This is a genomic window from Aliivibrio kagoshimensis, from assembly GCF_050337105.1.
GTDB lineage: Bacteria > Pseudomonadota > Gammaproteobacteria > Enterobacterales > Vibrionaceae > Aliivibrio_A > Aliivibrio_A kagoshimensis.
The window spans coordinates 23,819-37,853 of record NZ_JAKJSQ010000045.1 but is presented as its reverse complement, the minus strand read 5'-3'; the positions used below and the strand labels follow the sequence as shown (position 1 = coordinate 37,853).

Annotated in this window: 17 protein-coding genes; 9 read left to right on the top strand and 8 right to left on the bottom strand. The window is 41.0% G+C overall.

The annotated features are described in order from the left end of the window. From L4C32_RS14320 to L4C32_RS14305, 4 genes are all read left to right on the top strand, one after another. On the top strand, positions 1-952 hold a 952-nt coding region (locus tag L4C32_RS14320; protein WP_428197567.1), incomplete at its 5' end, for a metal ABC transporter substrate-binding protein. Continuing rightward, a complete protein-coding gene (locus tag L4C32_RS14315; protein WP_428197566.1) occupies positions 952-1,821 on the top strand; it encodes a manganese/iron ABC transporter ATP-binding protein in 870 nt (289 codons plus the stop codon). The genes L4C32_RS14320 and L4C32_RS14315, both read left to right, overlap by 1 nt. Before the next feature lie 9 nt (positions 1,822-1,830). After that, positions 1,831-2,721 (top strand): metal ABC transporter permease, encoded by an 891-nt coding sequence (locus tag L4C32_RS14310; protein ID WP_428197565.1) that lies wholly within the window; start codon positions 1,831-1,833, stop codon positions 2,719-2,721. After that, on the top strand, positions 2,702-3,541 hold the full coding sequence (locus tag L4C32_RS14305; protein ID WP_428197564.1) for a metal ABC transporter permease: 840 nt from the start codon (positions 2,702-2,704) through the stop codon (positions 3,539-3,541). The genes L4C32_RS14310 and L4C32_RS14305 overlap by 20 nt, the downstream gene beginning before the upstream one ends. Here the strand turns inward: L4C32_RS14305 and L4C32_RS14300 are convergent. From L4C32_RS14300 to L4C32_RS14290, 3 genes are read right to left on the bottom strand one after another with little or no spacing between them, the layout of a single operon-like run. Beyond that, positions 3,534-3,785 carry a hypothetical protein gene (locus L4C32_RS14300; protein WP_428197563.1) on the bottom strand — a complete coding sequence of 84 codons (252 nt, stop codon included), beginning with the start codon at positions 3,783-3,785 and terminating at the stop codon, positions 3,534-3,536. The two genes, L4C32_RS14305 and L4C32_RS14300, sit on opposite strands and share 8 nt — an antisense overlap. Positions 3,786-3,804: 19 nt before the next feature. Further along, positions 3,805-5,028, bottom strand: coding sequence for an HlyD family secretion protein (locus tag L4C32_RS14295; RefSeq protein ID WP_428197562.1), 1,224 nt, complete (start codon positions 5,026-5,028; stop codon positions 3,805-3,807). Beyond that, positions 5,022-5,354, bottom strand: coding sequence for an MFS transporter (locus tag L4C32_RS14290; RefSeq protein WP_428197561.1), 333 nt, complete (start codon positions 5,352-5,354; stop codon positions 5,022-5,024). The genes L4C32_RS14295 and L4C32_RS14290 overlap by 7 nt, the downstream gene beginning before the upstream one ends. 111 nt (positions 5,355-5,465) lie before the next feature. Between L4C32_RS14290 and L4C32_RS14285 the strand changes: the two genes are divergently transcribed. After that, positions 5,466-6,479 (top strand): AraC family transcriptional regulator, encoded by a 1,014-nt coding sequence (locus L4C32_RS14285; protein ID WP_428197560.1) that lies wholly within the window; start codon positions 5,466-5,468, stop codon positions 6,477-6,479. 1 nt (position 6,480) lies between these two features. Here L4C32_RS14285 and L4C32_RS14280 read toward each other — a convergent pair whose 3' ends face one another. Then, positions 6,481-8,190: an SgrR family transcriptional regulator gene (locus tag L4C32_RS14280; RefSeq protein ID WP_428197559.1), complete on the bottom strand. Its 1,710-nt coding sequence runs from the start codon at positions 8,188-8,190 to the stop codon at positions 6,481-6,483. Between the two features lie 289 nt (positions 8,191-8,479). On the opposite strand from L4C32_RS14280, the gene L4C32_RS14275 reads away from it, so the two are divergent. Beyond that, complete coding sequence (locus tag L4C32_RS14275; protein ID WP_428197558.1) at positions 8,480-10,009, top strand: EAL domain-containing protein; 1,530 nt, start codon at positions 8,480-8,482, stop codon at positions 10,007-10,009. Here L4C32_RS14275 and L4C32_RS14270 read toward each other — a convergent pair whose 3' ends face one another. From L4C32_RS14270 to L4C32_RS14260, 3 genes are all read right to left on the bottom strand, one after another. Further along, positions 10,010-10,351: a DUF3024 domain-containing protein gene (locus tag L4C32_RS14270; RefSeq protein WP_428197557.1), complete on the bottom strand. Its 342-nt coding sequence runs from the start codon at positions 10,349-10,351 to the stop codon at positions 10,010-10,012. 130 nt (positions 10,352-10,481) lie between these two features. After that, positions 10,482-11,333, bottom strand: a complete 852-nt coding sequence (locus L4C32_RS14265) for a DUF5718 family protein (RefSeq protein ID WP_428197556.1) — start codon at positions 11,331-11,333, stop codon at positions 10,482-10,484. Between the two features lie 33 nt (positions 11,334-11,366). Beyond that, positions 11,367-11,561: a YtxH domain-containing protein gene (locus L4C32_RS14260; RefSeq protein ID WP_428197555.1), complete on the bottom strand. Its 195-nt coding sequence runs from the start codon at positions 11,559-11,561 to the stop codon at positions 11,367-11,369. A 128-nt stretch (positions 11,562-11,689) separates the two neighbouring features. Between L4C32_RS14260 and L4C32_RS14255 the strand changes: the two genes are divergently transcribed. Continuing rightward, entirely contained in the window at positions 11,690-11,857 is a 168-nt protein-coding gene (locus L4C32_RS14255) for a hypothetical protein (protein WP_428197554.1), read from the top strand. 67 nt (positions 11,858-11,924) lie between these two features. Continuing rightward, positions 11,925-12,467 (top strand): DUF1415 domain-containing protein, encoded by a 543-nt coding sequence (locus L4C32_RS14250; protein WP_428197553.1) that lies wholly within the window; start codon positions 11,925-11,927, stop codon positions 12,465-12,467. A gap of 11 nt (positions 12,468-12,478) precedes the next feature. On the opposite strand, the gene L4C32_RS14245 is transcribed toward L4C32_RS14250, so the two are convergent. Continuing rightward, positions 12,479-12,967: a hypothetical protein gene (locus L4C32_RS14245; protein WP_428197552.1), complete on the bottom strand. Its 489-nt coding sequence runs from the start codon at positions 12,965-12,967 to the stop codon at positions 12,479-12,481. Positions 12,968-13,208: 241 nt separating this feature from the next. On the opposite strand from L4C32_RS14245, the gene L4C32_RS14240 reads away from it, so the two are divergent. After that, complete coding sequence (locus L4C32_RS14240) at positions 13,209-13,766, top strand: PhnA domain-containing protein (RefSeq protein ID WP_428197551.1); 558 nt, start codon at positions 13,209-13,211, stop codon at positions 13,764-13,766. Positions 13,767-14,035: the final 269 nt, after the last annotated feature.

Genomic DNA, 14,035 nt, shown 5'->3' with positions numbered 1-14,035 from the left:
GAGTTATTGTTTGTTTCCTGATAAAGTCATTTTATTAACCATTAAGGATAATAAAATGAATAGTAAAATCCTAAGCTTAGGACTATATACAGCACTAATTTTGAGCAGCTTTTCAGCAGCTTCGCAACAAGAGACTAAATTTAAAGTTGTTACTACTTTCACTATCATTGCTGATATGGCTCGCAATGTAGCAGGGGATTCTGCCACCGTGGAGTCAATTACCAAACCCAATGCTGAAATCCATAATTACCAACCAACTCCTCGTGATATTTTGCGTGCACATAATGCTGATTTAATTCTTTATAATGGAATGAATTTGGAGCTATGGTTCGCTAAGTTTTTTGCTCATTTTGACAATGTTCCTAGTGTGGTTGTATCAGATAACGTGACTCCAATCGGCATTAAACAAGGCCCTTATAACGGAAAACCTAACCCTCACGCATGGATGTCACCTACTGATGCCCTTACTTACGTTGCGAATATTCGAGATGCTTTGATCAAATATGATCCGAGTAATAAAGAGAACTATTTGGCGAATTCTAAGAAATACTCCGCGCAAATAGAAGCGACAGTTGAACCATTTAGAAACCGATTAAAGAACCTGCCTGCAGAGAAACGCTGGTTAGTCACAAGTGAAGGTGCTTTCAGTTATCTTGCTAGAGATTTTGGGCTGAATGAACTTTATTTGTGGCCGATTAATGCAGACTCCCAAGGAACTCCACTGCAAGTTCGTCATGTGATTGACCAAGTAAGAGCTAACAATATCCACGTGGTTTTCAGTGAAAGTACGATCTCAGCAAACCCAGCTAAACAGGTTGTTAGGGAAACCAATGCAAAATATGGCGGTGTGCTATATGTCGATTCTTTAAGTAACGAACATGGACCTGTTCCGACTTACTTAGATCTGTTACGTGTCACGTTAACCACTATTACAACAGGAGTTTCTAACTAATGGATACTCTTGGTATCGAGGTTAATGACATTACAGTGACTTATAGAAATGGGCACACCGCCCTATACGATGCCAGTTTTACGATTCCTAAAGGGTCAATTACCGCATTAGTGGGGGTTAATGGCAGTGGCAAATCCACCCTGTTTAAATCGATCATGGGTTTTGTTGGAGTTAGCAAAGGTACCGTTAATATATTAGGTATGCCAGTCAAGAAAGCCTTAAAACAAAACTTTGTTGCTTATGTCCCTCAAAGTGAAGAGATTGATTGGAATTTTCCAGTGCTGGTGGAAGATGTGGTGATGATGGGACGTTACGGTCATATGAATCTTTTTCGAAGGCCAAAAGCAATTGATCACAAAGAAGTAGAACAGGCGTTACGTCGAGTGAATATGCTTGATTATCGGCATCGACAAATCGGGGAACTTTCAGGGGGACAAAAAAAACGGGTTTTTCTAGCCAGAGCCCTAGCTCAAAAGAGCGAGGTTATTCTATTGGATGAGCCTTTTACCGGTGTGGACGTACAAACTGAAGATCAGATCATGGATCTTCTTCGAGTGTTACGTGCAGAGGATAAGGTGATTTTAGTCTCAACGCACAACCTTGGCAGTGTTCCCGAGTTTTGCGATAGAACCGTATTGATCAATAAAACGGTATTAGCTGCCGGAGAAACATCGACCGTCTTTACCCAAGACAATTTGCAAAAGGCATTTGGCGGTGTGCTTCGTCATTTCATTCTTGCAAGTAAAGAGTTGCATAGAGATGAAGATAACCGCCAAGTGACCGTATTATCTGATCATGAAAGGCCCGTCGTGCTCTACGGTGAAAACAACCAGCAGTCAATGACGCCGTTAACGCAACCTAACAGTTAAGGAGTGATGATGAGCAGTTTACTTGAACCATTTGGCTACAGCTATATGGTCAATGCTATATTCGTTAGTGGATTAGTTGGAGGTGTCTGCGCATTCTTGTCAGCGTATTTGATGCTAAAGGGATGGTCGTTAATTGGCGATGCCCTATCACACTCCATTGTACCAGGTGTCGCAGGCGCCTATATGATAGGGTTACCATTCTCTGTTGGCGCATTTCTATCGGGTGGACTCGCCGCCTCGACAATGCTTTTTCTCAGCCAGCGAACTAAGTTAAAAGAGGATGCAATTATTGGTCTTATTTTTACTTCCTTCTTTGGCCTTGGTCTATTTATGGTTTCAATTTCTCCTACGTCAGTGAATATTCAAACCATTGTTATGGGCAACATTTTGGCCATATCACCCGCGGATACCACACAGCTGCTCTGGATATGCGGGATCTCCTTTTCCATACTCTTTTTTACTTGGAAAGATCTCATGGTGGTGTTCTTTGATGAGAATCATGCAAGAACCATTGGACTTAATCCGCAATGTTTAAAAGTCCTCTTTTTTGCTCTACTCAGCGCCTGTACAGTTGCGGCAATGCAGACGGTGGGTGCATTTTTGGTGATTGCTATGGTCGTCACACCAGGGGCAACTGCATATCTACTCAGTGATAGGTTTCCCATCGTGATAATGATCAGCGTTTTGATTGGTATGTTCACTAGTTTAGTCGGCGCTTATTTAAGCTATTTTGTAGACGGAGCAACCGGTGGCATTATTGTCGTTTTGCAAACCGTGGTTTTTTTACTGGCGTTCCTACTCGCACCGAAATATGGCTACCTTTCTCAACAAAGAAAGCGAAACGGGCATAAAAAAAAGGCACTTTCTAAAGGGGAGTATCATGCACAATTTAATCAATGAGTTGTTATTGCCATTCTCGTTCCCTTTTATGCAGTATGCCTTTTTAGTCTTAGTGTTGGTTTCGGCTATGACTGCGCTGCTATCTTGTTTCTTAGTGCTAAAGGGTTGGTCGTTAATGGGTGATGCCATTTCTCACTCTGTATTGCCCGGCGTTGTTATCGCTTATGTGTTATCGATTCCGTATGTGATTGGCGCTTTTGTCGCGGGTATCACCTGCGCACTCGCAACAGGTTTTCTGAAGGAAAACAGTAAAATCAAAGAAGATACTATAATGGGCGTTGTTTTCTCTGGTATGTTTGGCTTGGGGTTACTATTGATGACCAAAGTGGAGTCTGGGGTTCACCTTGATCATATTTTGTATGGCAATGTTTTAGGGGTCACTGTCGTCGAGTTGATTGAGACGGCGTGTATCGCGATGGCTGTCTTCTGCTTTGTGCTTTTCAAAGGAAAAGATCTGTTGGTGTACATTTTTGATAGCCAACACGCTCAAGCGATTGGTTTGCCAGTAGGTTTGTTGCATTATGGTCTTTTATGTCTGTTATCGTTAGCCATTGTCGGGGCATTAAAGGCGGTTGGGATGATCTTAGTCATCGCTATGTTGATTGCTCCAGGTTCCATCGCATACCTGTTAACACAGAAATTTTCAACCATGATCGTTTATGCAATGTCTGTTTCTGTGGGGTCAGCGTTAAGTGGTCTCTACATCAGCTTCTACATTGATAGCGCGCCAGCACCTACGATTGTATTGATACTGGCACTCTGTTTTCTGGTTGTATTTACCTATACCACTATACGCCAGCGTCGAATTGGGACTATTTAAAGGTCACTTTTCCGCCAATCATTTTGAATGCGGGGGTCCCTCTCACCAGTACATCTCTGGCAAAGAGTGACTGGCATTGAGGGCATTGGCAATCAGTCGTGGTATAGCTGACAGTGATTCGTTCTTTAAAGCATTTTACCAGTGCCCCTTTTCCCCCTTTTCGATACTTGAACAGCTGGGTTTTACATTTAGAACAAAAAATATCAACGGTTCGAGTTGGGCCTCGTTTATTTGGTTTAGACACGGTCTCTCAATTATCTGTTCTACATGGAATAGAAATAGTATATCTGAGATTTCATTCTAATAATAATACCTCTAATAACATCAAGAAACCCCATAAAACCAAACGATTTTTCGCCACTGATCCAAGCCAATCCTACTGACCCTACAGGGAGATCATAACCATCATGCTCAGCCACTTTTAGTCTGACAAAGTGATGTTTGTTTTGCACATTGTTACCTGTTGTTTGACGTACAGAGTCCTCTCTGCCAAGTAAATTACCTTGCGCTTCACCTGTCGCTTCAATAATGCCTTCTACTTCGGTACTGAATATTTTCCCTGGGTAAACTGGAGAAGTAAACTCTCCTACTTGACCGACTTTAACGTTACGAATCGCCTGGTGGTTAACTCGCATCAGTACATATTTTTCGTCTGTGTACATTTGAATACGTGGAGCAACGCCTACATATTGACCCTCACGCATAATGAAATTAGTCACGTAACCATCTGTTGGTGCATAGACCTTTGTATTGTCTAAGTTCCACTGAGCCTGTTTTACCTGCTGTATCGCCTTTTCTCTATCGGATTTTTTACTCTCTATATTGAGTTGAGACTGTTCCCACTCTAACTGACTTTTTTGTGTAGAAAGTATCGACTTTTGTATTGTAGACTCAATCATAGTTGCATTTGATTCCGCCACATTTACTGCAGTTTTTTGCTGATCCAGTTGGCTCTCAGTAATAGTATGTGCCACAACGCTATTTTGATCTTGATATCTTTTTAGTGTTTTTCGTTTCCACAAGAGATCATCTTTTGCTGCAATCAGCTTATTCTCATTTACCGTGATGTCTTGTTTTGATGCAAGATAGTGCGCATTCGCGATAGCCACTCCATCATGAGCATTAGTCAGAGCGACATTGGCCGATTGTAGATTTGATATAGCAATGTCCAGCGTGATTTGATACGGAACGGGGTCTATTTCATAGACCAATTGACCCGCTGTAACGGTTTGATTCGGTTTGACGTGTAACGCTTTAACATGCCCTTTGATCTGTGTTGATACTGGGCGCAACTGAATATGAGGTGACTGCACGACTGAGCCCCCAGACAGATCCATAGGGGTATAGTTAATGAGCCCGACCCACACAAACAGTAACCATGCCGTACCGCCCAGAAATGCAAAGGCTTTTGTTCCTTTCACCCATGGCATTCCGATTAGCCTTAATAGATAGATAAACAGAGCCCATACGGCTAAACCTTCTAGCATTCTTTTATCTCCTTGTCGTCATCGAGGTTTTCGCTAGGTCTTCTCCAAATATCTCTAATTCGACACAATGCAGACTCGGCATCAATAAAAGCGAGAATAACAGCCAATACCCACACCCAGTGCCAGATGAAACCAATCCATGTTAATACGGTGATTAATCCAATTTGCTGATGTTTCGTTCGGTGGGCTTTGTTTATCGGCATTTCATGAAATTTCCAAAATGCATACAGTACCGCCCCTATGGAACTTACAAGCACAGCCCCAGCAAAAAAGTGTAAACCGAGATCACTCCCTGTACCGACAAATGGAACGCTTAATAAGCTCATAATTTTTCTCACTAAATAATAATGGGCTGAGTGTGGGTGAAAAAGAAATTGATTGATACGAAAGTTACTATATAGTTCGTTATATTCTAATTAATGATGTAAATGGTAGCCATGAACCAGTTAAACCTGCCCTTTATCCGCAGTTTGAAAATCAAACCCGTTTTAGATGGTATAGAAGCCATCTATCAGGTAAAAATGATTGGTGAATTTATTCCTGCTTCCATTTTTGATAATGCAATGACTCTTATTCCGGTTACAGCCATACAGGAATGGCTAGAGTTAGCAGAGAAACTCACTGGTGATCCCCTGTTTATGATCAAGATCGCTCAATTTATCCAACTTGAACAATTAGGTGGAGTGGGTAAATGGTTTGCTTCCTCTCCAGACTTTTCTCTCGCATTTCGACGGATAAACTACGGTATTGGTCACCTACAATCTGGTGCCAGTTATTATGGTTCGCAATCGGGGAAGTTAATTAAATGGAGTTATCATTGTGATTCATTCACTGGGCAAGCTCGTCATCATGATAGTTTGCGCATTGCCATCCTAATGCGCAGTATCCTCATTGAGTATTTGGGGGATGATTATGTGCCAACAAGAGTTAGGTTGTGTGGATTTGTGGAAGATGCGACTGAGGTTGAGCAGCTGTTTGGTTGTGATATCGAGTGGAACTGTCCGCAAACGGAAGTGTGGCTCAACATTCGAGTGCTACTAGTTGAAGGAAAAAACGATTACCAAGAGTATCAGTCAATGTCTTTGCCATTCTTTCGTCTTGATGATTTTTTAAATATGCCACAAGCAAATGATCACGCAAAAATCGTATACGAAGTCATCAATTACTCTAGACACTTTGGGTATCCTACCGTTGATAAAGCTGCCAGTTGTTTCAATTTATCACGACAGCAATTTCAACGTAGACTGACACGCTTTGGCTGGAATTTTAGTATGTTAACCGGTTATATCTTAGGTAACTTAGCCATTCAATTTATGGTTAAAGGGGTGCCTCTTGCAACGATTTCTGAGTCTTTGGGTTATAAAAGTATCGCCAGTTTCAATAAAAGTTTTAAGAACCTACGAGGTCAAACCCCAAATCAATATTTGTCACGATTGAAAAATAAGCAGTAACTTAATCGCTTGCGGGTTTCATCCATACGGTACTAAAATCAAACCAACCTAGACCATTACAATCTGCATTTTGCACCACTCCTAATTGATCATCTAGCACCCCCATCCAACCGTGGAAAAGTGGCAGTAATTGACCAGTGGTTACTAAGTGATGACTCAATAAATTAACGGGAAATGAAGTCTGTTTCTGACTGCGCCATTGATTAATGATAAGTCGCATCTGTTCAAATTCATCGGTGGGTGTCGCGCGTTTTATCTCACTGGAACGGAAAAACCAACCCAATAATGAATCGTCACGGTGATTGCCTAAGCTCATGCCATTTAACCAAAAATCAATACTTGTATCATACTCGCCAGTTTCTAGCTGCTCTAAATTGAGCTCTTTGATGATCAGCCTGATACCGTCTTCAAGCAAAATCTCAGCCATCGCTTTGGAGATCAGTGGGTAGACGGGATGCTCCTTGGGGTAAGCGAGTGTGAGAACCCGTTTATTGGTTGGAGCAGTAAAGGCTTTATCACGCTGGGTGTGAATGTGGCGTTTACCCGGTAATAAACCGTGCGCATTAATGAGCCCTAATGAGCTTAATTCCGATTGCGACATTTTAGAAAATAGCGCGTACGAGTTTAACTTAGATTGTAAGTAGTGTAGCCATTCAGTTTGCATGCAGACCCCACTATTACGATTAAACAGTAAATAGCTGCAGCCTTGATCTAATTCAACTTTTGAAGAAATATTGTTGTGCTCTTCGGCGGGGAGTTCAATGCCTGGAGCAAGTTGCATCGCTGAGATCTTATCTAATACCCAGATCTCTACGTTATCAACCAGCGGCCTAAAGCCATAGTAGTAGTCATGAGCTTCAAGAATCAACCGTTGAGCATCATTGCTGACCACGCGGTAAGGGCCCGTCCCAACAGGTTTTAAATTGAAATCGAGCATTTCATCATATCCAGAGGGCAATATTTTAGCAGCAATGTTACTTAACAATACTGGAAAGTAGTGATCGTCGGCAGTGAGTAAAAAATCGACCGTATTGTCACTCTGTTTTGTGATCGTGTCGATGTGTGCGAAAAGATCGGTGGTTTTGAGGGCATTGAAGGTGTCGATGATATCCGTGATGGTTAGCATGCGTCCATCGTGAAAGCGAACGGAAGGGCGAAGGTAGAATCGCCAATGTTTGGGGGAGAGAGACTCCCAGTGATGAGCAAGATCCCCACAAAGACACTCATTTTTTTCACCAATCTTAGTTAAGCCACTAAAGATCTGTTTGATGATATGTTGTTCTGAACGACGAACGGGTTTTTGTGGGTTTAAGTTTGTAAATTGGCGGTAATAAGGCAATCGAACCACCTGCTTACCCTGCTGTTGTGAAAACCCTAACTTATCTTGTATGACTTGTGCCAGCAGTTTTGCATCATTGTTTAATGTCAACAGAGCTTGATCAAGTCGGCCATCTTCAACATGCCGAGTTGCTAATTCAAGGTTAACCTCATCATTTGAGCGTCGAAAATTAAGTCGGGAGCTCTTTCCTCTGCCTACGGCTGGAATCCACTCAATCCACCCCTTTTCCATCATTTTATTAATGACCATTCTGGTATTACGTCGTGTACAGAACAGCACGTCTGAGATAATGTGCAGGTGCGTATCACTATCTTGATTAGAGAAATGGTTGGAAAGTTGTTCAAATTGAGTTTTAAGACGAGGACTGCTCATAAAGGAGGAACCTGTAATTATATTTTTAAAACACTAGACTTCCTATTTTATCATTACCGCTGCAACTTTGGAAAATTAAGTTAATTGCTGATTAAACAGGCAATATTTACAACAAACGATGTATTCAATATTATCAATAGTGTGAGCTAGCTTAAAACTAGCGTCAAAAAATAATTAGACAGTCAATATCTTGACCTTGAGCTTTGACTTAATTATGCAAATGAATCAATAATGAAACACGATTTAGCATTAGAGCACTACCGTCATTAGGTAGTTGTACAGGAAGTAAATGAAATCAATTTCAGCGTCAACGCATCTCAAACCATTTTCAAGAGTTGCCGCATTCTATCTTTTCATTGGTCTTATCTCTAGTCTGCTTGTCAGCGGTGTTGTATCCCTCTTTCCCCTTGACTATTACCAGACGAAATCCGTTGAAAAATTACGCAGTGATGTTGATAGTCTTCTTTTTACCCTTTCACAGCAAAACGTGTTGTTAAACAAACAACAGGCATCTTGCTCACTCAACAGTGCAGATCTAACCAAGCTTAGGCAACAAAAAGATGACAACATTCGTTCTATCTCTATTATCGATTCATCTGGCAGTAACTGTTTACAATCTGATCGAGTGATACCTTTAAAGGTAGTGAGTGAACTTCATGTCGCGGCACAAGATCAAATTCACTATCGATATGTAGATGGCACCATTTATCATAGTCAGATTAATGCTAGTGGCGAGCTCATCATTATTGAACTTGATACCAACCGAGTTCTTGATAGCGGAAAATTGGGCTTTAACCGTAATAAATTAACCTTCGATCTTCTTATTGATGGCGACTCCATGTTTTCTGTTTCCGAAAGTGAACGCAGTGCCATCACATTGAGACGAATTGATATTCCTCAGCACAATACCATCTTACTCTCTTACACTACGTTAGGAATGGTGTTGACCTATTATGTCTACACACTGTTATTTATTGCTCCCCTGTTCTTTATCTGTTCTTTTACGTTAGCCTGCATTGTAACTATCAAACAGGGCCGTCAGTTCTTTAATGTTGAACTGTCACGCGGCCTAAGCAAAGAGCAACTTTTTCCAGTGTTCCAGCCAATTGTAGACTCTAGAACCGGTGAGATCACTGCCGCTGAGCTCTTGGCCAGATGGAAGCACCCCGAATTGGGTTTTGTAGAACTTGAACAGTTCATCCCATTAATGGAAAAGAACAAACAACTGAACAGTTTAGTGTCTGATTTTTTTGATAAAGCAGCCGAAATGCTGCCTAATCAAACCAAGTTAAACTACCTCAGTATTAACATTACCCCAAGCCAAATAAGAGATACGGCGCAGTTTTTATCGCTGATCAGAATCCTTAACCAACATCGCCGCATTGCTTCTAAAATCATGTTAGAACTTACTGAGAAAGCGACAGACTTAAGTTACGACAAACGATTTATCAACCGACTTAACCAGTTACAATCAATGGGATTTCATATCGCACTTGATGATTTTGGTACTGGGCAAAATGGGTTAGAACTTCTACGTAGATTTAGACCTGATGTGATTAAAATTGATAAAAGCTATGTGGATTTGATTGGCAAAGATGTTGAGAAGTTGTCGATACTTGAAGCCATTATTGATATCGCCACAAAAATGGAAATCACGTTAATTGCAGAAGGGGTTGAGAACATAGAACAGAATAATTACCTGTCTAATCTTGGCGTGTTTAATATTCAAGGGTTTCACTATTTTAGACCGCTGTTTGAAGATGTCTTCCTCAATCAGCTCGGGTTGGGTAGAAAATATGAGAAGATGCTACTGAATTGATCACCAGAATAGGCCTTGAGGGTCACGAGTGACTTCCTCAAGCAGTCGTTTAACTTCTGGAGATTTAAACAGCGGGTAATAATCTTGCCATACCCCATGCTCATCCAACCACTGTAGAAACCACAACTTACTCTCTTTATCAAAAGTGATCTTTACGAAATCTTCCCAATATTGCGGTTGAGCGCTGTCTATGGCCAGTGCCGCTTGCGTAATGAATAGAGAGTACTCTTCAATTCTGAACTGAATGTGGGAGACATTACAAGGCGTGCTGCAGTTACGTGTATGACAAAAGTGAGTCATGGTTTGCGTTAAACTGAAGTGTTCGAAATCGCTAAACCCCATCAAGACATTCCCTCACTACTCTCATTGATTACTATCTTATGAGCATAGTTGAAAACAAGGCAGGTATTGGTACGTTTATGAGATAAATCGAATTATTGGAGCAGGCTCTCTTGCCTGCTCCAGCGGGTGCTTACTCTACGGTTTGAATCAGAAGAGACATGTTGTCCGCAGCGAATTCATCAGAAAGAATCTCACCACTTATTACAAGGTCACTGATTACTTCTTTAGAATAGAAGTTTGCATCATATAACATGACGATGCTGGTATCACCAGACTGTAAGAAAGTGGTTTCACCAAACTCAGTGTAACGAGTCGCACCGACACTGATAACAACATTTGATGGATAGTCAGCAGTTTCAATCAGTTGCGCAATGTTCTCAGTTGGCCCAATGTCTTGTTGGTTATTGATTCTATCTTTAACCCAATCAAGAAACTTCTGGTGAAAATAATTGTACTCAGTGACCGGGCTGTCTTGACCATAAGCATTAACTTGGTTGTCTCGAATATGGAAGCTAGCAATACGAAAGCGGTCAATAAATCCACCTTCATCTAAATCAGAGATAGCGATCTGTTGTCTTGAGATCCCTTTTGATTTTGCGCCCCAGTTTTTCTTTTCACTGATCTTAATGGCACTTGGCTTTCGGATTGAGCAGTCATTAAACGCTGAAAAGCTTTTAGGAACGATATCCACCACTTTGCCATCTTTGTAGACAAGGTTACACACTAAAGCCACTTCCGGCTCAATTTGTAAATTATCGGCATCGTTTGGTGGGGTAATTGCATCATATGACAAAGGATAAGTAGACAAGAAGGTGTCATTATTAGGCACATAAATTGGAAAAATAGCTTTAGGCTGGCTCTCTTCCTCGACTTCAATTTGTAAAAAGTCGTTTGCTTCACCTGCTTGCTCGAGGTGGCCGGCAAAGTTACCTGCAACACCGAATGCGATGGTTTCGGAAAGGTGATTTTCTAGTGGAAACATAATATTCCTTAGTGTTGAATGTGCGTTGGAAATCTAATTGTTTGTTATTTCGTTAAATTTTTCTGTAATCGATTTTTTACCATCAACTAAAGCATCAGAAAGATCCTCAAAGTTATCTTGAACTTCTTCCATATCACGCATATCTAGGATGTCTGCAATTTTATCTTGGTAGCTAAAACCAATATAGATACCTGCTGCGAGGACGAATAAAATAATGTATTTAAACATGGTAACTCTCACTCTTTTGTCAGCGTTATCTGACGGGGAATTTTCATCACTCTGACATAGGCACCCATTCTGACGGTTATTCTTTAACCACGTAGTGCGTATTCATTATCGAGCAAAAGGAACGAAAAATGAGCCATTCTGAATTTTCTGTTATCGTTAGAGCGATTGAAAAACTATCTAGAGACGAATTACTCTCTTTACAATCAACTATTAACGGCAAAATAAATCCAACCTCACATTCGTCTCATATTCTAACCGAAACGGAAAAAGATTACCTACGTACTCTATTTTCGTAATCCAGGTGCGTCATGGGCAAAGTTTCAATATAATGCCGGAGTTATCCCTATTGTATTGAGTGTGTAAATGAACCCAGTTGAACAGAGTGTCAGACAATGGCTAGAAGATGTCGTCATTGGACTGAACTTATGCCCTTTTGCTGCAAAACCCAATCGCAACAACCAAATCAAAATATTTATCAGTGATGCGACATCTGAAGAGGCCCTGCTTGCCGATATTCAAGTAGAGCTTACCTTGTTGCAACAGACACCCGCTTCAGAATTAGAAACGACTCTTGTCGCTATCCCGCATTTCCTTCAGGATTTTTTCGACTACAACCAGTTTCTTGATTGGGTCGATGCCCTACTAAAACAGGAAGGCTGGCAAGGCATTTTTCAAATCGCTTCATTTCATCCAGATTACTGCTTCGGTGGCGCTGAGGCAGATGATGCTGAGAACTTAACCAACCGTTCTCCCTATCCGGTCATCCACTTGATCCGCGAAGAGAGCATGGAGCGAGTGTTAAAGCACTACCCTGACCCTGAATCTATTCCTGACACCAATATTGACCGCGTTGAATCGTTAACAGCCACAGAGAAACGTAAACTCTTCCCTTACTTATTCAGTTAATGGGTCGGGCATCAATAAAACAGTGAAAAACCATGTGCACCTAACACCGCTGAAAGTGTTGCCAATAAACTCAAGCTCAATAATACGATGTGCATGGTGTGTAAGCGTTTAAAGGTTTTCACACTCTCTTTTTCTGCTTGCTGGTGAAACCAGCGATGTAAAAATCGGGGTTCTAACACAAACAAAACAACACTGAAAACGAGCCAAATGGCAGTCATTAAGTGGAGCCACCAGTATTGCAGGTCTAAATATCTGTCCCATGCTTGCATGGCATGCAACATATAAAGACCTGATAATCCGGTTAAAATGATTGAAAACTTGGCTTGTAGGCCAAACCTACCTTCAAGTTGTTCAAACAGCGCCAGTTTCTCCTTTTCACTTTCCATTCTCTTTAAAGCAGGAATGAGAACCGTGGTAACAAAGGCGACGCCACCTATCCACATAACAACCCCTAGAATGTGAATAGCTCTTGATAGTGGAAATAGATCCATCTCGTTCATATTGACTCAATACGTTTACAAATGATGTATTTAGTATAAGTTGCATTCGAAATGCATAATATGTTTTGCATCAAATCTGTAAAAAAATAGTAACAATAAAACGATTAAATTTATTGATGTTTTTTAAAGTTTTAATTACCTAAAAGAATTAGGGGTATTTTCAATTACTCTTACCCTTGATGCTTCCCCTCATCGACTTAAAGCGGCATAATACGCAAAAATAATTGTCTTAGGTAATCTAATGTCTATACAAACTGCACTTCTAGCTCGTTGTGAATCTAAATGTGAACTCTGCTCTGCTGAGTCATCACTTACCGCTTTTCCAGTACCGCCCAAAACGGACATTACTGTTGATAACTGCATTATGGTTTGCGACAAGTGCCACAGTGAAATTGAAGAGCCAACGGATTTCAATCACTGGCGTTGTCTAGGTGATAGCATGTGGAGTCAAGTACCAGGTGTTCAAGTTACGGCTTGGCGTCAATTGACGCGCCTCTCTACTGAAAGCTGGGCACAAGACATGTTAGAGATGATGTATCTTGAAGAAGAAATTTCGAACTGGGCGCAACTTGGCATGTCAGACGAAGACAAACCACGCGACGTAAATGGCGTTGAATTGAAAAAAGGTGACGACGTCACAGTGATTAAGGATCTTCCTGTTAAAGGCACCAACCAGGTCATCAAACAAGGCACGGTTATCCGTGGTATAAGTCTTGGCGACGATCCACGCCTAGTTTCAGGTAAAGCAAACGGCGGTCAATCTATGTATGTAATCGCTGAGTTCTGCCGCAGAAAGTAGTTGATGCACTGATCATTGATGATAAACGAAGACGCCAACAGGGCGTCTTTTTTTACGTCATTAATTTTTCAATTTAAGGCCAAATAGTCGAATTCGACGTTATTCGTTAGGTAGAACTGTACTTCTTAACGATGTCTGCTTAATTACTTCTTTACTAACATCATCACAGATATGAAATTTGACCGATTCCATATTTTTATCCATTACTACTATATCTGCTTTATTCAATATATTAATACTATTAAAAATTACTCTTAGTAAGGTATTTT